This is a genomic window from Brevibacterium sp. (assembly GCF_052105255.1).
GTDB lineage: Bacteria > Actinomycetota > Actinomycetes > Actinomycetales > Brevibacteriaceae > Brevibacterium > Brevibacterium linens_B.
Genome location: NZ_JBQDYQ010000058.1, coordinates 1 through 19,421, shown reverse-complemented (window position 1 = coordinate 19,421; position 19,421 = coordinate 1). Strand labels below are relative to the sequence as shown.

18 protein-coding genes, 1 tRNA gene and 1 pseudogene are annotated in these 19,421 nt (G+C 64.3%); 10 read left to right on the top strand and 10 right to left on the bottom strand.

Annotated features, from left to right (window positions below):
* Positions 1-141, top strand: a pseudogene (locus tag ACTIIH_RS13485) (CPBP family intramembrane glutamic endopeptidase); the annotation flags it as partial.
* A gap of 169 nt (positions 142-310) precedes the next feature.
* Here ACTIIH_RS13485 and ACTIIH_RS13480 read toward each other — a convergent pair.
* Together ACTIIH_RS13480 and ACTIIH_RS13475 are read right to left on the bottom strand one after the other, a co-directional pair.
* On the bottom strand, positions 311-1,780 hold the full coding sequence (locus tag ACTIIH_RS13480) for a peptide MFS transporter (RefSeq protein ID WP_441452364.1): 1,470 nt from the start codon (positions 1,778-1,780) through the stop codon (positions 311-313).
* Positions 1,781-1,927: 147 nt separating this feature from the next.
* The gene (locus tag ACTIIH_RS13475; RefSeq protein ID WP_441452362.1) at positions 1,928-3,238 is read right to left on the bottom strand and encodes an MFS transporter; all 1,311 of its coding nucleotides are present in this window, start codon (positions 3,236-3,238) and stop codon (positions 1,928-1,930) included.
* A 252-nt stretch (positions 3,239-3,490) separates the two neighbouring features.
* On the opposite strand from ACTIIH_RS13475, the gene ACTIIH_RS13470 reads away from it, so the two are divergent.
* Together ACTIIH_RS13470 and ACTIIH_RS13465 are read left to right on the top strand one after the other, a co-directional pair.
* On the top strand, positions 3,491-3,910 hold the full coding sequence (locus ACTIIH_RS13470; RefSeq protein ID WP_025780928.1) for a phage holin family protein: 420 nt from the start codon (positions 3,491-3,493) through the stop codon (positions 3,908-3,910).
* Between the two features lie 72 nt (positions 3,911-3,982).
* Positions 3,983-4,213, top strand: a complete 231-nt coding sequence (locus ACTIIH_RS13465; protein WP_025780925.1) for a hypothetical protein — start codon at positions 3,983-3,985, stop codon at positions 4,211-4,213.
* Positions 4,214-4,305: 92 nt separating this feature from the next.
* On the opposite strand, the gene ACTIIH_RS13460 is transcribed toward ACTIIH_RS13465, so the two are convergent.
* Together ACTIIH_RS13460 and ACTIIH_RS13455 are read right to left on the bottom strand one after the other, a co-directional pair.
* Positions 4,306-5,082, bottom strand: coding sequence for an alpha/beta fold hydrolase (locus ACTIIH_RS13460; RefSeq protein ID WP_441452360.1), 777 nt, complete (start codon positions 5,080-5,082; stop codon positions 4,306-4,308).
* A gap of 100 nt (positions 5,083-5,182) precedes the next feature.
* Positions 5,183-6,088, bottom strand: coding sequence for a universal stress protein (locus ACTIIH_RS13455; protein WP_441452359.1), 906 nt, complete (start codon positions 6,086-6,088; stop codon positions 5,183-5,185).
* A 904-nt stretch (positions 6,089-6,992) separates the two neighbouring features.
* Between ACTIIH_RS13455 and ACTIIH_RS13450 the strand changes: the two genes are divergently transcribed.
* Both ACTIIH_RS13450 and ACTIIH_RS13445 read left to right on the top strand, forming a co-directional pair.
* Positions 6,993-7,220, top strand: coding sequence for a hypothetical protein (locus ACTIIH_RS13450; protein ID WP_441452357.1), 228 nt, complete (start codon positions 6,993-6,995; stop codon positions 7,218-7,220).
* 187 nt (positions 7,221-7,407) lie between these two features.
* Positions 7,408-7,480: transfer RNA gene (locus tag ACTIIH_RS13445), tRNA-Ala, on the top strand.
* Between the two features lie 103 nt (positions 7,481-7,583).
* On the opposite strand, the gene ACTIIH_RS13440 is transcribed toward ACTIIH_RS13445, so the two are convergent.
* The 5 genes from ACTIIH_RS13440 to yczR form a co-directional block, all read right to left on the bottom strand.
* Positions 7,584-8,156 (bottom strand): methylated-DNA--[protein]-cysteine S-methyltransferase, encoded by a 573-nt coding sequence (locus tag ACTIIH_RS13440; RefSeq protein ID WP_441452356.1) that lies wholly within the window; start codon positions 8,154-8,156, stop codon positions 7,584-7,586.
* A 63-nt stretch (positions 8,157-8,219) separates the two neighbouring features.
* A complete protein-coding gene (locus tag ACTIIH_RS13435) occupies positions 8,220-9,677 on the bottom strand; it encodes a DNA-3-methyladenine glycosylase 2 family protein (RefSeq protein WP_441452355.1) in 1,458 nt (485 codons plus the stop codon).
* 32 nt (positions 9,678-9,709) lie between these two features.
* A complete protein-coding gene (locus ACTIIH_RS13430; RefSeq protein WP_441452353.1) occupies positions 9,710-10,735 on the bottom strand; it encodes an arsenic resistance protein in 1,026 nt (341 codons plus the stop codon).
* 14 nt (positions 10,736-10,749) lie between these two features.
* Positions 10,750-11,529, bottom strand: coding sequence for a YggS family pyridoxal phosphate-dependent enzyme (locus ACTIIH_RS13425; protein WP_441452351.1), 780 nt, complete (start codon positions 11,527-11,529; stop codon positions 10,750-10,752).
* A gap of 41 nt (positions 11,530-11,570) precedes the next feature.
* Positions 11,571-13,061 carry a MocR-like transcription factor YczR gene (gene yczR / locus ACTIIH_RS13420; protein WP_441452349.1) on the bottom strand — a complete coding sequence of 497 codons (1,491 nt, stop codon included), beginning with the start codon at positions 13,059-13,061 and terminating at the stop codon, positions 11,571-11,573.
* A gap of 108 nt (positions 13,062-13,169) precedes the next feature.
* Here yczR and yczE point away from each other — a divergent pair, with 108 nt between their 5' ends.
* Positions 13,170-13,865, top strand: coding sequence for a membrane protein YczE (gene yczE, locus ACTIIH_RS13415; RefSeq protein WP_441452347.1), 696 nt, complete (start codon positions 13,170-13,172; stop codon positions 13,863-13,865).
* 77 nt (positions 13,866-13,942) lie between these two features.
* Here the strand turns inward: yczE and ACTIIH_RS13410 are convergent, their stop codons facing one another.
* Positions 13,943-15,316, bottom strand: coding sequence for a pyridoxal phosphate-dependent decarboxylase family protein (locus ACTIIH_RS13410; protein WP_441090394.1), 1,374 nt, complete (start codon positions 15,314-15,316; stop codon positions 13,943-13,945).
* A gap of 192 nt (positions 15,317-15,508) precedes the next feature.
* On the opposite strand from ACTIIH_RS13410, the gene ACTIIH_RS13405 reads away from it, so the two are divergent.
* The 4 genes from ACTIIH_RS13405 to ACTIIH_RS13390 form a co-directional block, all read left to right on the top strand.
* Positions 15,509-16,516: a TetR family transcriptional regulator C-terminal domain-containing protein gene (locus tag ACTIIH_RS13405; RefSeq protein ID WP_441452345.1), complete on the top strand. Its 1,008-nt coding sequence runs from the start codon at positions 15,509-15,511 to the stop codon at positions 16,514-16,516.
* Complete coding sequence (locus tag ACTIIH_RS13400) at positions 16,513-17,424, top strand: 3-keto-5-aminohexanoate cleavage protein (protein ID WP_441452343.1); 912 nt, start codon at positions 16,513-16,515, stop codon at positions 17,422-17,424. The genes ACTIIH_RS13405 and ACTIIH_RS13400 overlap by 4 nt, the downstream gene beginning before the upstream one ends.
* Complete coding sequence (locus ACTIIH_RS13395; protein ID WP_441452341.1) at positions 17,421-18,896, top strand: 3-hydroxyacyl-CoA dehydrogenase NAD-binding domain-containing protein; 1,476 nt, start codon at positions 17,421-17,423, stop codon at positions 18,894-18,896. The genes ACTIIH_RS13400 and ACTIIH_RS13395 overlap by 4 nt, the downstream gene beginning before the upstream one ends.
* Positions 18,897-19,008: 112 nt before the next feature.
* Positions 19,009-19,421, top strand: a 413-nt coding sequence (locus tag ACTIIH_RS13390; RefSeq protein WP_441452339.1) for a YdeI/OmpD-associated family protein, incomplete at its 3' end; no start/stop codon positions are given.

Below are 19,421 nucleotides of genomic sequence, written 5' to 3'. Positions count from 1 at the left end.
CTCGTGCAGGCCTTCATCTTCACCCGCACGAAGTCACTGCCCTATACGGTCACGGTGCATCTGCTCTTCGACGCGCTCGTGTTCCTCACGATCGTCCACGCCCACCACCCTGACGCGCTGCCCATCTTCATCGGCGTCTGACACCGTCATCAGAGTCCGAGTCGCGGCGGGCATCCTCTCGACGCCCGGCGGCAACGCGCTGACGAGACACTTTCGGGCAGCGATGGTCGCCCGGGATGACGCAGGTCCCTCCGAGTCGGCGACTCGGAGGGACCTGCGTGCGGTGGTGACTGTTCGCGCGGCAGCGGACTCAGCGGATTCCGCGCAGCAGCCTCAGCATCGGCCTCGTCAGGGTGAGAGCGAGCAGGCCGAGCACGACCGTCGAACCGCCGACAGAGAGCCAGTACGGTGCCTGATTGGCAGTGTCGAAGTAGCCGCCGAGCACACCGGACAGTGCCGTTCCCACGCCCGAGGCGAGGAAGAACACGGCGATCATCTGCGACTGGAAGACCTTCGGAGCGACCTTCGTCGAGAACGACAGTCCCACCGGCGAGATGAGCAGCTCACCGAAGACGAACACGGCGAGGGTCAGAGCCACCCACAGCAGCGGCGTCTCATTGGGACCAGCCTCAGCGAAGGGCAGGAACATGAGGAAGCCGATGCCGATGAGCACGAGAGACAGCCCGGCCTTGACCGGTGTCGAGATCTGCTTGGGTCCGAGCTTCATCCACATCGTGGCGAACAGCGGGGCGAAGACGATGACGAAGAACGCAGGGATGAGCTGGATCCAGTTGATCGGCATCTCCCATCCGAAGATCGAGCGGTTGAGCTGGGTATCCGAGTAGCCGGTGAGCACTCCGAAGATCTGCTGGTACATCGACCAGAAGATGACGACGGTGATGAAGAACGGGATATAGGCGAGGACGCGGGAGCGCTCGTCGCCATTCGTCTGCGGTGAGGTGTACATGACGATGAAGTAGCAGGCGGCCGCACCGGCAGAGATTCCGGCGATCCACCAATCGAGGTTCTCGGGGTTCACGATCTTCGTCATCCACAGAATGACGGCGAGCAGAACGACGACCACAACGGCCACGAAGAAGAGGTAGAGCTTGTTCTTCGGCAGCGGATTGACAGCAACTCGGGACTCCGGCGGCAGGCTCTTACGACCGGTGAGGTAGATGATGAGTCCGAGTGCCATACCGACAGCAGCGGCTCCGAATCCGTAGTGGAATCCGATGTTCTTCTGGAGAAGGCCGGTGATCAGCGGGCCGAGGAGGGCACCGATGTTCACGCCCATATAGAAGATGGTGAACCCGGCGTCACGGCGCGGGTCCTTCTCTTCGTAGAGTTCCCCGACCAGCGCCGAGGCGTTCGCCTTGAGACCGCCGGATCCGAGCGCGACGAGGATGAGGCCGACCGCCACTCCCCCGTAACCGGGGATGAATGCCAAGCAGATGTGGCCGATCATGATGATGACGGCGGAGTAGAAGAGGACTTTCTCCGCTCCCGCCAGCCGGTCGGCGACCCAGGCACCGAGGATCGTGGCGAGGAAGACCGCACCGCCGTAGGCACCGACGATCCCGAACGCCGTGCCCTGCTCCATCCCCATGCCGCCGTCGGTGACGCTGAAGTAGAGGTAGAGGGCGAGGATGCCGTTCATCCCGTAGTAGGAGAATCGCTCCCAAAGTTCCAGGCTGAACAGCTGCATGAGCGGCAGAGGGTGTCCGAAGAAGCGGGTGTCGCTGCGGACGGCCTCGGTCGTCGAGGTGCTTGAAGACATTGTGTGCTTTCCGTAGTGGTGTGAGAGGCCACGATCCGTGGCGCACTTCACGATGGACCAGCGGACATCCTACTCCTCGGTTTTGCCGTGGTCACACCTGGCAATGCCTGGGACACGCCGTCCCAAAAAGCGGAAAATCAGAGTGATTCAGATCTCTTCTGCGGCCTCTGTCAGGCGCTGTCGTGACGGCTTGTCGCCTCGTCGATTGCCGCGTCTGTCGACGAACAGATTGAGCACACCCGCACTCAGGACGATCGCCGAGGCGGCCACCGGAACAGCCATCGCCACGGCCGTCCCCACATCTTCGGCGAGGATGCCGTTGACCGCCGAGGACACCGATTGGCCGACGATGATCGCCGACCCCGCCATCGACATCACGGTCGCCGACCGCCCGAGCGGGGCACGTTCGGCAGCGAGGCTGAACAGGGTCACCAGGCTCGGTCCGATTCCCATGCCCATGAGCAGCAGTGCCATGACGATGACCGGCATCGACTCCGTCGACGCGAGGATGATCGACCCGGTGACCATAATCGGCGCGAAGCACAGCAGCCGGGCCCACAGCGCGAATGATGAGGGGAAGAGCGCCACCGAGATCGCCAGCACCGCCGAACCGATGCCCATGACCCCGTAGATGAGACCGGCCTCCTCCGGTCGTCCGATGTCGTTGGTCAGCGCGGTCAGGGCGGTCAGCGTCGAGCCGAACACCATTCCGACGCCGAAGACGCCGAGGATGATGACGAAGACACCGGCAGTGAACATGTCCTTGGCCGGGGCACGCTCACCGAGGCTGCTCGACGTCCCGGTCGGCCGCGCCCGCCCCGTCGGGTGCAGTGCGAAGGCGGAGACGAAGATCAGCGTCATCACGATCGCGCCGATGATGGGGGCAACCGGGGTGAAGAAGGTCGCCAAGAGTCCGACGAGGAAGGGCCCGAAGACGAAGATGACCTCATCGGCGGCGGATTCGTAGGCCATCGTGGCATTGAGCACTTTCGGCCGCCTCGGCGACGGCAGCACCGACATGACGATGTCGACGATGCGTGACCGCGACATCGGGGCGACCTGGGGCGAGGTGGCGCCGATCGCGAAGGCGGCGATGAAGACGACGACATCCGGCAGCGGGCTGAAGACGACCCACGCCATGAAGGTCAGTGCCGCACAGTTGAGGATGCCGGCGATGAGCAGCACGTAGCGCTGCCCCCAACGATCGGCGGCCGCCCCGATGAAGGAACCGAACAGGGCCGTGCCGAGTCCGACCATGGCGGAGTTGATTCCGCCCAGGCTCAGGGATCCGCGGCCGGCCACAACGAGGGTGAGGACACCGACGACGATCATGGCGAACGGCATGCGGGCGACGAAGGCGATCGGGAAATAGCTGCGTCCGACGGCCGAGAACAGAGTCGGAGAGGACTGCTGCGCGGTCGTGTCCCGAGTCGAGGCGGGTATGTCGCTGTCTGTCATATCAATCCAGTTTCTGCTCCCGCTCGTCCGGGAGATCGTGCCGCCGTGGTGACCTGGATCAAATCACTCGGTAGGTGCACGCAGTTGGTCTGAGAAAGTCGAACCGGAAGGTTCGTCTTCAGGCTACTGCGTTTGTCCGCGCGATTCGAGCGGCAGCGGACCCCGCGGCGTTGAGTTTCATCACCATGGCACAGACCCCATTCCCATCGGCGACTCAGAAAGAACGCAGATCGGTCTGCGAGGATGACGACTATGAACTTCTTGTCTCGCGTCATCGTCAACGCATGTGCGATCTGGGTGGCCGCCTGGATTCTGCCGGGTGTGACGATCACAGGGAACCGGGTCGTCGAGGAGCAGGCCGGGGCCATTCCGGCGATGATCATCTCCTACCTTGTCATCGGCCTCATCTTCGGGTTGGCGAACGCCTTCATCAAACCGATCCTCAGCTTCGTCTCCGCCCCCATCACCTGTCTGACGCTGGGGCTGTTCTCCATCGTCATCAATGCGATCATGTTGGCGCTGACGAGTTGGCTCAGCGGGTTCACTCCTTTCGTCTTCACCATCGATTCGTTCTTCTTCTCCGCCATCCTCGCCGCGATCATCGTCTCGATCGTCTCCGCGCTGCTCGGATGGCTGGTCCCGGAGCGAAGCGCCGACCACGACCGGAGATGAGCAAAGTCCTCTACGCGATGTAGACTGTTGCTGAGAGTCAGCTGACCACCAGAAACTGTGCCGGAGGAGACCATGTCCGATATCGCCGCCCCGAAGAGAACCCGCAATTCCGCATCGTTTGCCGATGTCATCGTCTTCATCGTCGCCTTCGTGCTCTTCCTGTTCGGGCTCTACCTCTTCGGAGCCGCGTTCTCCTCACCCGAGGGAACCGAGTTCTGGGTGTTCTGGGGCGGTCTGCTCGCATCGAGCTTCGCCTTCCTCGTCCCGATTGTCTACCGCTGGGCTCGCGACTCCCGCCGCTGATCTCAGAATCGATGAGAAGGGCCGCTGCGCTGATGCGCAGCGGCCCTTCTCGTCGATTCACCGGCTGTCTCGTCGCCCTGTCACACGCCGCATCACCCGTCGATTCGCCGGTGACAGAAATCCATGATCGCCGAGGCGGCTTCGACCGAGCGCTCATAGTGCACCAGATGGCCTACCCCGCCCAATTCCACGAGTTCGACATCGGAGAGTTCGGCGACGAATGCGCGGGTAGGCTTGATCGGCGCGATCGCATCCCTGTCGCCGGCGATGACGAGCGTGGGCATGATCAGGTGGTCGGCCACCTCGGTGACGGTGTGTGCGACGGATGTCGCGAACGCCTCCGACAGGGACTGCCGGTGGGCGAACGACGAGAAGTGCCGCCTGTGCTGATCGTGGATGTAGGCACGCAGCCCTGGATCGCGGGTCGTGGCCATCGCCACGCTCATGGCTCGGACGATCATGGGGCTGCTCAGCAGACACCGGCCGGTTCGCTCGGGCAGCCGCGCGCCGAGGGCGTAGTAGGCGCGGGTGACCGCGGTGAGGAACCGCGCGGGGCCTTCCAGAGCGGGGCTGGTGATCGGGTTGATGAGCACGAGCTCGTCGACGTCGTCCTTGTGAGATGTCGCGAGATGGCTGACCAGGATCGACCCGAAGGAGTGCCCCACGAGGATCGGCTTCACGCCCCGCTGTCTGCCGACCTCGGTGCGCAGTGCTGTGAGGTAGTCGACGAAGGCCGACAGCGACGAGCCTGAGTCCAGCGGACCAGTGAGCCCGAATCCGGGCAGATCGGGCACGATCACCTCACGGTCGGTGATGCTGCCGGCGATGAGCTCCATTCCATGGTGGTCGCCGCGGAATCCATGCACCATCAGCAGAGGACGCCGACGCCGGTCACCCGGGTAGAGCCACGCGGCCGTGCTGTGCGAGCCCAGCCGGATGTCCGTCTGCTGTGATGGTCGTGTCCGCACCTCAGTCGGATTCGGCAGTTCGCAGGTGACTCGCTGCCCGGCGAGGGACGACCACGACGGGGACGGGAAGCACACGGAGCAGACGGCGGGCCCGCGCACCGACCGCGACCTTTCCGCCGCGGCCCAGGCGACTCGAGCCGATGAACGCGAGGTCTCCGGGCTGCCAGTCGATGGCCTCAGCCGCCTCTTCGATGTCGGCACCGGCCTTGGTTCTCACCGTGGCTCGGCCGGAGGTCAGCATCTCTGATGCTCGATCCGCGAGCACCGCGCCCCCGTACTGTTCGGCGAATTCGGTGATCTCGGCGACCTCATCGTCATAGAGCCCGTCGTTCTCGACCAGGGACAGCAGTCTGAGGTCGACGCCGAGGCCGACAGCCGATTCGATGGCGGCACCGATGAGCGCCGAGGCCCCGGGGCGAGCACCGTAGAGTGCGGTCACTCGCGAGATCGGTCCGATATCCGACCGGCCCGACGGGGCGAGCACGACGGGCACCGGTGACGAGTGCAGCAGAGACGAGGCGACCGTGCCGATGCGCAGCTGACGCATCAAGGTGGTGGCCCGCGCACCGATGACGATGCCCAGCGCGTCCTCTTTCTCGGCAACCTCTATGAGGCCCTTGGATTCGGTCGAAGCGATGTGGATGGAGCCTCTGGCGCGGACGTCGTCGGGAATGAGGGCCAGGGCTTCGTCAAGCCAGTCATCGATCTGCTGGGCCACGATCCCCGCGCCGTCCTTCGGTACTGCGCTGCCGGCGATAATCGTCGATGATTCGGGACGGACGATCGTGACCACGAGCTCGACGTCGATGGACCGCGCGATCGAAATGGCCAGCGAGATCGCATCCCGTCCTCGATCCGTGGCGATGTATCCGACGACCAGACGTCTGGTGGTGGCGGTCTCTGACATCCTCAACTCCTCAAGCTGCGTGTCCGACTGATGCACGTCTCCTCTGATTCTACGTCGGCCCGAACAGCGCTTCGACCAACAGTTTTCACGAACTGTCTTTCTCACCCGAAAAGACGGCGAGAAAATATCTGCGAAAATAATGAACAAAACTCCCACGGGCAATGAAAGCTGTGCTAAATTCGACAGTGCAATTACGGATTCGCAGACACCACCCTGATTGCACCTTGACAATTGCGGACGTCGACGCCGTCCTCACGAGATCCACGACCATGAAAGGAGAGCAGTGACGATGATGATTTTTCTTGCAGGCCCTGACTTTCGAACGCCTTGGCATGAATACGCTGCCTGCCCGATTGGCGGACAAGGACTCGTCGGCTGACACAGCCGTCTCTCACGTCTTTTCCACCGGTTGGCTTCCGGCCACCGTTGTCCTCTGAGCCACCGGCTGCCTGATATCCGGAGTTCTTCACGCCTGGGTTGTGTCCAGATCATTTTCAGCATCCCTGCTGTGCTGCGGCACCGCCAGTCGCCGCACCTGATCCCTGCTGTGCTGCGGCACCGCCAGTCGCCGCACCTGATCCGGCCGCTTCACGCCGACATCGTCGAGTCCGGCATCCGATCTGCTGCATTCGCGAGTGAGCGCCGTACCACCTGGCGCCTTCCGCTGTGCGGCCGACCAATTCGGATTCATTCCTTTCGATTTTCGTGGCCATCTCAGTGGATCTGTCATTTCAATGACCTATTGCCACATTGGCAATTGGATGCCTTTGTCATATGCACCCTTATGCAAGCGATTCATCGTCATTGTCACGGCTTTTTCGGAAATTGTTTACCTGACCGTCATTCCGGGATATCTCCTGCCCATTTGCGGATATCCCCTGCCCGAAAACCACGAGGAAGAATTGTGTCCACCACATTCCCATTCACCTATCCACAACGCTGGGCCCTGAGCACCGGAATGAAGCTCATCCGGTGGGCACGCCGCCCAGCCCCGACACCCGAGACCCGTCGCATGCAGGCAACCCGTCGTCAGCAGGCTCGCCTACGCGAACACGCTCGCGAGCAGCGCGTACGTGAACTGCGCGAGCGGGATATCCTGCGCTACCTCAGTCAGGTCCGGCCGTTCGTCTGAAACGCCCCGGCGAATCCTCCGGGGACAGCTGACTCGCCGTGGCCCGAGCCCATCGGACTCGGGCCACGGGGTCGTCCCCGATCAGTACATGAACACGGGGTTTCCAACGGTGGCGCGCTTGTGGCGAGCGTCACTCCCCGCCGATTTGGTCTCTCACCCACACGTGGGTAATATTGATCAGGCAAGCGGGGGTATGGCGCAGTTGGTAGCGCGTCTCCATGGCATGGAGAAGGTCAGGGGTTCGAATCCCCTTACCTCCACCGCTGAAAGGCCGGAATCCAAACAAGGATCTCGGCCCTTCTTGCTACCTGACGGGGGCCCAGCAACCTGGCGCGAGGTTGCTGGGCCCCCGTCAGGTAGTAATTAGGGGCGGGTTTCTAGGGTGAGGAGCCGGCGTTTCTTTTCTTCTCCCCATGCGTAGCCGGTCAGGGAGCCGTCTGCTCCGATGACTCGGTGGCAGGGCACGATGATGCTGATGGGGTTCTGTCCGTTGGCCGCCCCCACAGCACGCGCCGCCCCGGGTCGTCCCAGCATCTCGGCGAGCTCACCGTAACCTGCTGTGCTGCCGTAGGGGATCTGTGTCAGCGCCTGCCACACCGAGCGTTGGAATTCCGTTCCCTTTGCCGCCAAGGGCAGGTCGAACCGCGCGCGCTGACCTGTGAAATACTCCCCCAGTTGTACCTCGGTGCGGTGGAAGATCTCCAGGTCGTCTGCCCGAGTCGGTCCGACTCCGAACGTTCTGTCGAGTCGAGCATCGATCGCCTCGGAGACCTCCAAGTAGAGACCCGTCAGGTGGACCCCATCGGAGGTGAGCAGGATCGGTCCTATGTCCGTGTCGAGGATCGTCGTATACACCGGCGCCGAGGCGGTCGGCAGCTCCATGGCATCGGTGAACTTCCGTGCGGTACCGGGTTTGGTCGTTGTCGGCCTGGTCATGTCGGGGTGTCCTTCGTGTGGGTGAGTCATGGATCGATTCATTCGTTCGACTGTGTCGGTCGGTCAGGCTTGAGCGCTGCGAGCGTGATGTGCCCACAGCAGGTGGGTGAGGTAGGAGCGCCAGGGACTGCAGTTCATGGCGACCCGTTTCCAATCGACCGGTGCCGCTGAACTCGCATCGAGTTCGGCAATAGCATTCTTCACGCCCAGGTCGGAGGCCATGAAGACGTCGGGGTCTCCGAGGGCGCGCATCCGGATATAGCCGTTGCTCCACGGACCGATTCCGGGAAGCTCCAGCAGGTTACGGCTCGCGTCCTCGCGGTCACTGCCGGCACCGAGGTCCACGCTGCCGTCGGCCAAGGCCGCGGAGAGTGCGCGAATCGTCCTGATCCGACTCGCCGGCAGGGCCCAGTCGGAGGTGGGGACTGCAGCAATCGCCTCGGCGGTGGGAAAGACCCGCTCGACGCCATCGGAACTCAACTCCTGCGGCAGCGATTCTCCAACACCTGCGACGAGGCGCTCCAAGTGAGTGCGGGCAGCGGCCAAGGAGATCTGCTGGCCGAGCACTGTCCTCACCGCCAGTTCGACAGGGTCGCTGTGGCCCGGCGAACGGATTCCCGGATATTCGTCGACGAGTCCGCGCAGGCCTGCGGACCGCAGAGTCGCGGCGATCGCCTCGGGGTCGGCATCGAGGTCGAGGAGGCGCCGAACCCGAGCGACCGCGCTGCCGAGGTCGCGGGTATCGGCCAAGCGGAGTCGACATTCGACGAAGTCCCCGGCTCCTTGCCGCACCGTGATGACTGCGGGACCGTGGGCCAGCCGCATCGACCGGGTGTAGGCGTCGTCCGCGACGTGCTCGACCCCGGTCACGGCTCTCAGCTCCAAATACCAGAGCAGTTGCGCGAAGTCGAACGGCGGACGATACGCCAACCGGAGCACAACTTCGTCGGCGACCGAATGCTCGGCGCCGACTCGGCGCAGCTGTCGTGGGCTGATCGCATACATCGTGCGGACGGTGTCGTTGAACTGTCGGATACTGGAGAAGCCGGCGGCGAACGCGATGTCGCTCATCGGCATCGCGGTGGACTCGATGAGTGTCCTGGCAGTGCGCACCCGTTCGGCGCGGGCCAGAGCCAGAGGTCCGGCACCGAGTTCGGCGTGGAGGAGCCGTCCGAGCTGCCGACTGCTGTAGCCGAGTTCGGCGGCGAGGGCCTCAACTCCCCCGCGGTCGACGGCGCCGTCGCGGATGAGACGCATGGCCCGGGCCACGACGTCGCCACGGGTGTCCCATTGCGGCGAATTCGGACTGGCATCCGGGCGGCACCGTCGGCAGGCCCTGAAACCGGCATCTGCCGCTGCCGCGGCGGTCACGAAGAAGTCCACATTCTCCCGCCGAGGAGTCCTCGCCGGACACGATGGACGGCAGAAGATCCCGGTGGTGCGCACCGCGGTGAAGAACATTCCGTCGAAGCGTCTGTCCCGGGAGGTGACTGCCTGATAGCACTGCTCGGAGGTGAACATAGTTCCATTGTCCGCTCAGAGGAGAACGATTACTAGCGGTTTTCGGTCACGGCAGTGGCTGGCACCAGAAAAGGGAGGACGCGCACGAGGACAATCAGGGCAAGAAGCTCGATGAGGGTCTGAGTCACGACCCCCGCAGGGCCGATGCCCTCCCCGGTGATCGCACGAACGATCGGAAGCATGACCAGGGAATTGCGCGTGACGGCGGAGAGGATCACGGCACGCGATCGCTGCGGAGCGACGTGCAGAGTCCGGGTGACGCCCCATCCGATCATGGTCATCACGACAGCGAAGACTGCGAATACGACAGCAGCGGTACCCAATTGTCCGGCGGAACCGGCGACCATCGGGGTGACCGAGGCAGTGATGACGAGCAGCGTCAGCGTCATGACCGGATCCATCAGATGTGCGCTCGCGGCGAGGGGCCGCTCCAATCGTGGCGTATGACTGGCAAGTCGACGAACGACGACGGCGGCTGTAAGAGGAATGATGATGAACAGCACCAGTGCGCCGACCAGCGGGCGAACAGGCAGATCGACGCTCAGCTGCCCGCCGGTGACCGCCCACAGCATCACTGGCAGCAACAGCAGCTGAGCGATCATGAGCACAGGGGTGAGCATCAGCAGCCGATCGGCGGCGCCTCCGGCCGCGCGTGTGAATGCGATGACGTAGTCGATGCAGGGACACAGCAGCACGATGAGCACAGCCGGCAGCAGCGGATCAGCGATGTCGAAGACCGTGATGAGACCGGCGACGACCAGCGGGACGATGAGGAAGTTCAACGCCGCCGTCACGGCGAGAAGAGGCAGATCGCGAACCGCATGCAGGCCCGTTTCGAACGGGATGTCGAGGAACGTGAGGAAGAGCAGAGCGATGAGGCACGGGGTCAGTGCGGCCTCGGCCACAGAGGCGAATCCGGAGACTCCGGCACCGAGGATGACACCGAGCACGGCACCGCCGAACCACCAGAGCGTCTGTGTCGAGGGGCTGCGAACGGCGTCCGAACTCGTCTGAGCCGACGGCTCGTCACGTCCGGACTCCGGGCGGGAAGGAGGCACAGTCGATCGGCTGATCAGTCGGCTTCGGGCCAGTAGTGGGAGTCCGGCAGCGCTCGTCGACCGAAGATGGCCTGACCCACACGGACGCAGTCTGCGCCCTCTTCGATGGCCACGTCGAAGTCGCCGGACATGCCCATCGACAGCCGCCCCGGACCGAGAAGGTCAGGATCGGTCTCGCTGACCTGGTCGCGCAGACCGCGCAGAAGCTCGAAGCAGGGACGGACACGGTCGATATCCGAGGAGAAGACTGCCAAGGTCATCAGCCCCTGGACCTTGAGAGTCTCGAATGCTCGCACCTCCTTGAGGAAGCCGAGGAGCTCCTCCGGCGGCATGCCGAATTTGGAGTCCTCAGAGGAGGTGTTGACCTGGACATACACATCGAGGCTGCGTCTTTCCGCTTCGAGCCGACGGTCAAGGGCTCTGGCGACCTTGAGTCGGTCGAGCGCCTGGAATTCGCTGGCGAACTTCGCCACGTCCTTGGCTTTGTTCGACTGGAGGTGCCCGATCACAGCCCAATCGATCTCGAGATCGGCCATCTCCTCGGATTTGCGATGGGCCTCCTGAACCTTGTTCTCACCCAACTTCGCACAACCGGCGGCAACCGCGAGGCGGATGCGTTCCTGGGGTACGGTCTTGCTCACCGGAAGCAGCTCGATGTCGGCCCGGTCTCGACCGGCGCGCTCGGCCGCAGCGGCGATCCGGCGCTCCACCTCGGCGATATTGGCTCGGAACTCCCCGACGGTCGTCGCCGTCGAATGCTGCCCATCGTGACTGAGTCCGCTGTCGTCTCCCATACGGTCATCGTACTCAGGTTTTCCCCGCTTGCCCGTGGTGTTCACGCCACGATGCGGGCCCGGTCGGTCGGTCCTCGTCCGGTCATCGACTTGGCATCCTCCCAGGCTGCGGACAGTCGCGGCCCCACCTGCTGCAGTTCGCTTTCCGTCACCGTATAAGGCAGGCGCACCCAGCGATCGAGCCCACCGGCGGGGGCGAAGTTCGGCCCTGCGACGAGACGGAGACCATGGTTTCTGGCAGCGATCGAGAGAAGCCCGGAACGTGCCTCCGGCAGTTCGGCCCACAGCGCCATTCCACCGGATGGGACGATGAGCTTCCACTCGGGCAGCCATGTCCTCACCTGTGCGGCGAGCAGGTCGCGGGCGGCTCTGAGCCGGGAGCGGCAGTCGGAAACGACAGCATCGTGATTGCTCATGAGTTCGACTGTGACGAGCTGTTCGAGGACCGGTGCTCCCAGGTCGAGTCCGAGCCGGGAGGACGCGAAATGACCTATCCGGTGGCGGGGAATGCGCATCCATCCGATGCGCAGGCCTCCCCAATAGATCTTGCTCACACTGCCCACTGTCACCGAGTCCGTTATCAGCGCGGACATCGGGGTGGCCATCCTGCCGTCCTCGAGTTCCAGTTCGACGAGGGATTCGTCGAAGACGGGGACGACTCGACTCCGACGAAGAGCCTCCGCGAGCTCACTGCGCTGGGCTTCGGGCAGCAGTGCGCCGGTCGGATTGTGGAAGTCGGGGATGAGATAGGCGCTGCGCGGACGTGTCTGTCTCATCAGCTGCTCCATAGCGTCGATGTCCCAATGGTGCCCCTGAGTTCCGAACTCGAGGGGGTAGGTCACGAGAGCGGCACCCGCGCCTTCGAGTGTGGCGATCGCATTCGGATAGGTGGGGCTTTCGATGAGCACCCGCGAGGTCGACCGTGCCCCGCCGAGGCGCGCGGACTCATCGGGTTCGACGTCGAGGAGGGCGCGGACTGCGATGGCCGCACCGCCGAGGGCCCCGGAGGTGATGAGGATCTGATCGGGGTCGGTCGGGGCGCCGCGCCGGGTATAGCGATCGGAGATGATCTCCCGCAGCACCGGCAGCCCGGAAGGATAGTAACCGGTGCCGGGCAGGTAGGCACCCAAACGTGACAGTGCCCGGCCGTAGGCGTCGAGGATATCCGGAGGTGCGACCGGAGCGGTGCACGTGAGATCGACCTCCGACTCGTCGCCGCCGGCAGGTGAGAGCAGGTGGTCGATGCGTCCGCCGGGGACACTGGGCAGCTGAACGATGCTGCCGGAGCCTCGGCGAGTGAGGATGTATTCCTGTTCCCGCAGCTGGGCGTAGGCCCGTCCCGTCGTCGTACGCGAGAGACCGGACGCGGCTGCGACTTCGCGTTCGCTCGGCAGCCTCGTGCCGACCGGGAGTCGGCCGTCGGTGATCGCCGCGGCCACCGCAGCTGCCAGCGATTCGTATACGGGCGCCTTCCACGGTCCGTCTCCGATGATGCCGACGAGTCGTCTCGCTCCCAGGACCGGTGTGCTCATGATTCTGACCTCATAGGGCCACTTTCCAGCAAGTGGCTATTTCGCACAAGACCAATTTGGGTCAAGATGGATCTGTCCCTGTGATCGCACTCCTCAGAAAGCCACCGCATGACGAAGATGAGAACCCCGAAGCGTCAGCTCGCCAACGTCGGTCCCATCGCACAGCTGCGCGGCGGACGGCTGTGGCGTCGTCTCCCCCAGCTGATCCTCGGTCTCTACCTCTTCGGTGCCTCTATGGCGATGATGGTCAACGCCGGCTTGGGCATGATGCCGTGGGACGTCCTCCACTCCGGCATTCAGAATCACGTGCCGCTGACCTTCGGCACCATCATCACGATTCTCGCGTTCCTCGTGCTGCTCATCTGGATTCCGCTGCGCCAGCAGCCGGGGATCGGCACACTACTCAACGCCCTCCTCGTCGGGCCGGCGCTCGACCTCACCCGCCTGTTCCTGCCCCGGCCCGAAGAACTCGGATGGAACGTCGCGCTCATGGTCACGGGCATCGTCCTCAACGGGGCCGCCTCGGCGATGTATATCGGCTCCCAATTCGGTCCTGGGCCCCGCGATGGGCTGATGACCGGGCTCTCTCGCGTGACCGGACGCTCGATCCGACTGGTGCGCACCCTCATCGAAGTCAGCGTAGTCGCCGTGGGATGGCTCCTCGGCGGAGTCGTCGGCGTCGGCACAGTGCTCTATGCCTTGGGTATCGGCCCGATCACCCAGGCTCTGCTTCCCGCCTTCACCGTCGAACTCCGTCCTCGGTCGAAGCCGATGACCGCCGCCGAGGATGTCCCCGGCGACTGAGGGACCGTCACCTCTGCGCGGCCCTCAGAAGTTCGAGGACCTCACTGAAGGACCGACCAGACGTCCGACGCGTCCATTCACTCCATCGAATCGAGGATGTCGGTGAGATCGTCGAGCGTCGTCAGCGGATTGACGATCGCAAACCTGGCATTCGGCCGCCCCCGGTGCGAACTCGGGACGACGAAGGCGCGCTGGTCCTCGAGCAGACGATCCGACCATGCGTCATAGTCCGACCGCTGCCAACCGTCGCGCTCGAACACGACGACCGAGAGTTCGGGTTCGCGCACGAGTCGCAGATGCTCACGATGCTTGATCTCCGTGGCGATCTCACGCGCCAGATCGATCGAATGGCCGATCGCCTCCCGATACGTTTCGGCACCATAGCTGGCCAGCGAATACCACAGCGGCAGCCCACGCGGTCGCCGCGTCAGCTGGATGGCGAAGTCCGAGGGGCTCCAATCCTGCGCGTCGGTGAGTGTATCGAGGTATTCGGCCTTCTGCGTGTGCGCTCGCCGTCCCGAATTGGGATCGCGGTAGATGAGCGCACAGACGTCGAAGGGGGCGAAGAGCCATTTGTGGGGGTCGACGATGAGCGAGTCGGCCTTCTCCACTCCGGCGAACTTGTGGCGTGACTGCGGTGAGAGCATCGCGGCCAGACCGTAGGCGCCGTCGATGTGCAGCCAGAAGTCGAATTCCTCCTTGAGAGCGGCGATGCCGGCGATGTCATCGATGGTGCCGAAGTTCGTCGTCCCCGATGTGGCGACCACCGCGATCACGGCGTCCCCGTGTTCGAGCAGGGCCTCACGCACACCGTCGGGACGCAGGATCCCGTCCTCGCCGGTGGCCACCGGGGCGACATCGACATCCATGACCTCGGCTGCGGAGGCGACCGAGGAATGGGCTTCGGCGCTGCACACGATCACCCAGCGTCCCGGCCGAGTCTCACCGAGCTTCTCCTTCTGCGCGTTGCGGGCGGCGACGAGCGCGGAGAGATTGCCGATCGTGCCGCCTTGGACGAAGACTCCCCCGGCTCCTGCGGGCAGTCCGAATTCTCCCGCCAGCCAGCGCAGGACTTCGTTCTCGGCGTGGACGACTCCGGCACCTTCAAGCCACGAACCGCCGTAGAGAGCACTGGCGGAGACGACGAGGTCGAAGGCCACAGCCGCCTTCGTGGGGGCGCTGGGAATGAACGAGAGGTACTTCGGATGGTCGGTGGAGATGCAGGCGGGAGCGAAGATGTGTTCGAAGATCGCCAGCGCCCGAGCTGACCCCAGCCCCTCCTCGGTGACGGTGGGACCGGCCAGTCGACGCAGCTCGGTTTCGGACGTGGGATGGTCGAGCGGAGTGTCCTCGGCCAGAGTCCGGCGACGCGAGTACTCGAGCACGAGGTTGACAAGGTTTCGGGTCTCATCGGAGACGACGTGCATGCGGGAATGAAGACTGTCGGTCATTGGGGCTCCTCGGCGCGGTCGATGGTGATGGGGATCGCCCACCGATTCCGAGACTAACCGCATAGCACCGATTTGTGGTGCCTCGGATGATTCGGATCGACACAAATTCCCCCCACGATCATTAATCGCAAGTTTTGATTCCTATTCATGTTTACTTGCGACCATGCTCGTTGCTGAGGTAGGTTCGGCACCATGACAGGTGGACAGACGACCGACTCCGGGGACCATGCCCGCGGCACGGTCGGCGAGGGTTCCGAGGCCACCGGACTCCGCGTCCGGGACGCCATCCGGCGGTCCGGATTGAAGCAGCGCAAGATCGCTTCGGTGATCGGCATCGACGAGACGAAGCTGTCCAAGGGGCTGTCGGGTCGCCGCCGCTTCACCGCCGATGAGCTCCTCAGCGTGGCCACCGCCACGGGTGTGACAGTCCGGTGGCTGCTCGGCGACGAGTCCCAAGTCTCCGCGCTTCCGCCGAACTCAGCGGCCGCTGCGGCCAGCGACGACGACGCCAACCCGAAACGCACGATCGCCGAAGCGGCGTGGACGCTGTTCGGCCGGTACGGATTCGACGCGGTGCGCATCGCCGATATCGCGGCTGCGTCCGGGGTCTCTGCGCCGAGCATCCATTACTACTTCGCCAACAAGGCCGAGCTCTTCGATGCCGCTCTCGACTATTCGGTCAAACTCGCCTTCGACCGTCAGATCGCGTGGCTCGACGACATCGCGGACCCCACCCAGAGACTCGAACGTCTATTGAAGCTGCAGTCCCCGCTGGGGCGCACGGAACGAGGCGAATGGTCGATCTGGCTGCAGACGTGGACTCGAATGACCCTCGAAGGTTCGGCCCTGTCGAACTATCCGCTCAGCTACGAACGCTGGTCGCGCACCGTCCAGACGACGCTCGAGGACGGTCAGCGCACCGGCTGCTTCCGAGCCGGCGATCCACGTGCCATGGCCGACGAGCTCACCTCCCTCCTCGACGGACTCGGCATCAAGGTGCTCACCGGGGTGATGGACACCGAGACTTTCTCCCGGCGTCTGCGCGCCTACCTCGATCGCGCCGTCATGCAGCCGTCGCAGACAGCATCCACACCGAATGCTGCGAGCACAGCAGCCGCGCGGTCCGCCGCAGAACAACCCACGACCGACACAGAACCCGCAACCGCAACAACCGCCGAACGACTGAAGGAGTCACTATGAACCGCAAGGTCATCCTCACCTGTGCCGTCACAGGAGCCGGAGACACCACCGGCAAGAGCGAACACGTTCCCGTCAGCCCCGAAGAGATCGCGAACGATGCCATCGGCGCGGCCCGCGCCGGGGCGTCAGTGGTCCACATTCACGTCCGCGACCTCGAGACGAAACAGGGTTCGCGCGAAGTCGCCTACTACCGCGAAGTGGTTCGCCGCATCCGCGCCGCCGATGTCGATCCGGTCATCAACCTCACCGCTGGAATGGGCGGCGACCTCGTCATCGATCCCCAGGATCCGCTGTCCACCATGCCGGGCACCGATCTCATCAACGCCCTGGACCGACTCCCCCACGTCGAAGAGCTGCTGCCCGAGATCTGCACGATCGACTGCGGCAGCCTCAACTTCGGCGAAGGTTCGAACCTCTATGTCTCGACCCCCGACATGCTCCGTGAAGGGTCGAAGCGCATCCAGACCCTGGGGGTGCGCCCGGAACTGGAAATCTTCGACACCGGCAACCTGTGGTTCGCCAATGTGCTGGTCGAGGAGGGACTCATCGACGCTCCGCCCCTGTACCAGCTGTGCATGGGCATCCCCTACGGTGCTCCGGCCGACCCCGGCCTGTTGGCTGCAATGGTGAACATGCTGCCCACAGGTGCGCAGTTCACGTCATTTGCCATCGGTGCCAATCAGCTGCCGTGGGTGGCCCACTCCGTGCTCGCCGGTGGTCATGCCCGGGTCGGACTCGAGGACAACCTCTACATGTCCAAGGGCGTCAAGGCCACGAACGCCGACCTCACCGCTCGCGCCGTCGACATCATCACCGGCCTCGGCGCATCCGTGGCCACTCCTGACGAGGCCCGCGAGATCCTCGATCTGCGCGTGCAGACACCGACCATCTCCGGAGGCGCTCTGTGAACGATTCCACCCCCGCCGCGCCCCTTTCCGACACGCCGGAGTTCCTCGGCTTCGACGCGATCGACACCGTCACCTGCGTCGGCGCTGGGACGATCGGCGGCGGTTGGGCCGCATACTTCCTCGCACAGGGCTACCGGGTGAAGATCTGGGACCCGGCTCCGGACGCCGGCGAGAAATTCGCGCGCCTCCTCGATGCGGCTTGGCCGGCCCTGGCCGAACTCGACATGGTCGAGTCAGCCGACCGCACCGCCTGGTCGATCCACACCGACCTCGCCGAGGCGGTCGCCGGCACCGGTTTCGTCCAGGAGTCCGCACCCGAGGACCTCGCCCTCAAGCGCGGACTGCTCGCCCAGATCGACGCGGCTTGCCGGCCGAATATCGTGATCAGCTCGTCGACCTCGGGGTACAGCATGACCGAAATGGCCACCGAGGCGACCCACTCCGAACGACTCGTCGTCGGCCATCCGTTCAACCCGCCCTACCTCATCCCCTTGGTCGAGGTCGTCGGCGGCCGGTCCACGTCGGCTGCCGCTGTCGACTGGGCCGCCGGCTTCTTCAACCATATCGGCAAGTCCGTCATCCGCATGGACCGCGAAGTCCCCGGCTTCATCGCCAACCGACTGCAGGAAGCTCAGTGGCGCGAGGCCCTGTACATGGTCGAGCAGGGCGAGGCCACGGTCGAGCAGATCGACCGCTCGATCACCGATGGCCCTGGTCTGCGGTGGCCGTTCCAGGGACCGATGCTCACTTTCCACCTCGCCGGCGGCGAGGGCGGAATGGCGCATATGCTCGACCATTTCGGCCCCTCGCTGAAGTCTCCGTGGACGCGGCTGACCGCCCCGGAGCTCAGTCAACAGCTGCGTGACGATGTCGTGGCCGGCTGCGATATCGAGGCCGGTGAGCGGTCCATCGCCGACCTCGTGGCGCATCGTGACGCCGGGATCATCGCGCTGCGTCGGCTGACCTCGCAGTTGACCGCCAGCGCGGTGCCTGCTCCCCCGCAGTCCGCATCGACGTCGACGACCGCCTCGGAATCGCAGCTCAACACCTACAGCACCGAGGTCGCACCCGAGTGGATCGATTACAACGGGCACATGTCCGAAGCCTTCTACGTCCTCGTGTTCGGTTTCGCCACCGATCAGGTGATGGATCAGCTCGGCCTCGATGCCGCCTACCGGGAATTGCAGAAGGCATCCCTGTACACCGTCGAATCCCATATCCGCTATCTCGACGAGGCGGCGCTCGGCGATCGACTCACCGTCGTTCCGCATCTCGTCAGTGCCGGAGGGAAGAAGCTGCACCTGGCTTATGAGATGTATGTCGGGGATCGGCTCGTGTCCACCGAGGAGATCATAGCCCTCCACGTCGATCAGACGACGGACCGAGTCGTGCCCTTCCCGGACACCGTTGCCGACCGGATCTCACAGATCACCTCGGAGCAACCGGATTGGGTCGGTCGCTCGATCGGCTGAAATCCGTCAGGAATCAAGAAGCCGGTACCGCCTCGGGCGGCTATTGTGAAAGTCATCGCTTCAATCGAAGCCGAGTGTCCGGATCCGACCATCCGTCCCATGAGGAGCCACCGTGACCACCACGACTGCCGACGTCACGTTCACTGCGACCACCGAGGTGCTGGGCGACCGCCCGCTACTGCGCCTGCCTCAGGACGCCAGCGATCGACTGCCCTCCCGCGGACAGGTCGCCGTCAACGGCACCCTCGACGGCATCGAGTTCAGCACTGTCATCGAACCCGACGGTCGACGCGGCCATTGGATCAGTCTCGACGAGGACCAGTGGGAGACGCTCGGGGCGACGGAAGGTGCCGAGGTCGAGGTCGGCGTGACCCCGACGAAGAACTGGCCGGAGGTGACGGTGCCCGCTGACCTCCGTACGGCTCTCGATGCCGCCGGCGATCTCGACGTTGTCTGGACCGGCCTCACGCCGATGGCCCGGTGGGAATGGGTGCGGTGGATCAAGGCGACGAAGAACGCCGATAC

Bases quoted from the DNA above. Each gene is read 5' to 3' on its own strand.
- ACTIIH_RS13480 (WP_441452364.1), bottom strand. From the start codon at position 1,780: ATGTCTTCAAGCACCTCGACGACCGAGGCCGTCCGCAGCGACACCCGC.
- ACTIIH_RS13475 (WP_441452362.1), bottom strand. From the start codon at position 3,238: ATGACAGACAGCGACATACCCGCCTCGACTCGGGACACGACCGCGCAG.
- ACTIIH_RS13470 (WP_025780928.1), top strand. From the start codon at position 3,491: ATGAACTTCTTGTCTCGCGTCATCGTCAACGCATGTGCGATCTGGGTG.
- ACTIIH_RS13465 (WP_025780925.1), top strand. From the start codon at position 3,983: ATGTCCGATATCGCCGCCCCGAAGAGAACCCGCAATTCCGCATCGTTT.
- ACTIIH_RS13460 (WP_441452360.1), bottom strand. From the start codon at position 5,082: ATGGTGCATGGATTCCGCGGCGACCACCATGGAATGGAGCTCATCGCC.
- ACTIIH_RS13455 (WP_441452359.1), bottom strand. From the start codon at position 6,088: ATGTCAGAGACCGCCACCACCAGACGTCTGGTCGTCGGATACATCGCC.
- ACTIIH_RS13440 (WP_441452356.1), bottom strand. From the start codon at position 8,156: ATGACCAGGCCGACAACGACCAAACCCGGTACCGCACGGAAGTTCACC.
- ACTIIH_RS13435 (WP_441452355.1), bottom strand. From the start codon at position 9,677: ATGTTCACCTCCGAGCAGTGCTATCAGGCAGTCACCTCCCGGGACAGA.
- ACTIIH_RS13425 (WP_441452351.1), bottom strand. From the start codon at position 11,529: ATGGGAGACGACAGCGGACTCAGTCACGATGGGCAGCATTCGACGGCG.
- yczR (WP_441452349.1), bottom strand. From the start codon at position 13,061: ATGAGCACACCGGTCCTGGGAGCGAGACGACTCGTCGGCATCATCGGA.
- yczE (WP_441452347.1), top strand. From the start codon at position 13,170: ATGACGAAGATGAGAACCCCGAAGCGTCAGCTCGCCAACGTCGGTCCC.
- ACTIIH_RS13410 (WP_441090394.1), bottom strand. From the start codon at position 15,316: ATGACCGACAGTCTTCATTCCCGCATGCACGTCGTCTCCGATGAGACC.
- ACTIIH_RS13405 (WP_441452345.1), top strand. From the start codon at position 15,509: ATGACAGGTGGACAGACGACCGACTCCGGGGACCATGCCCGCGGCACG.
- ACTIIH_RS13400 (WP_441452343.1), top strand. From the start codon at position 16,513: ATGAACCGCAAGGTCATCCTCACCTGTGCCGTCACAGGAGCCGGAGAC.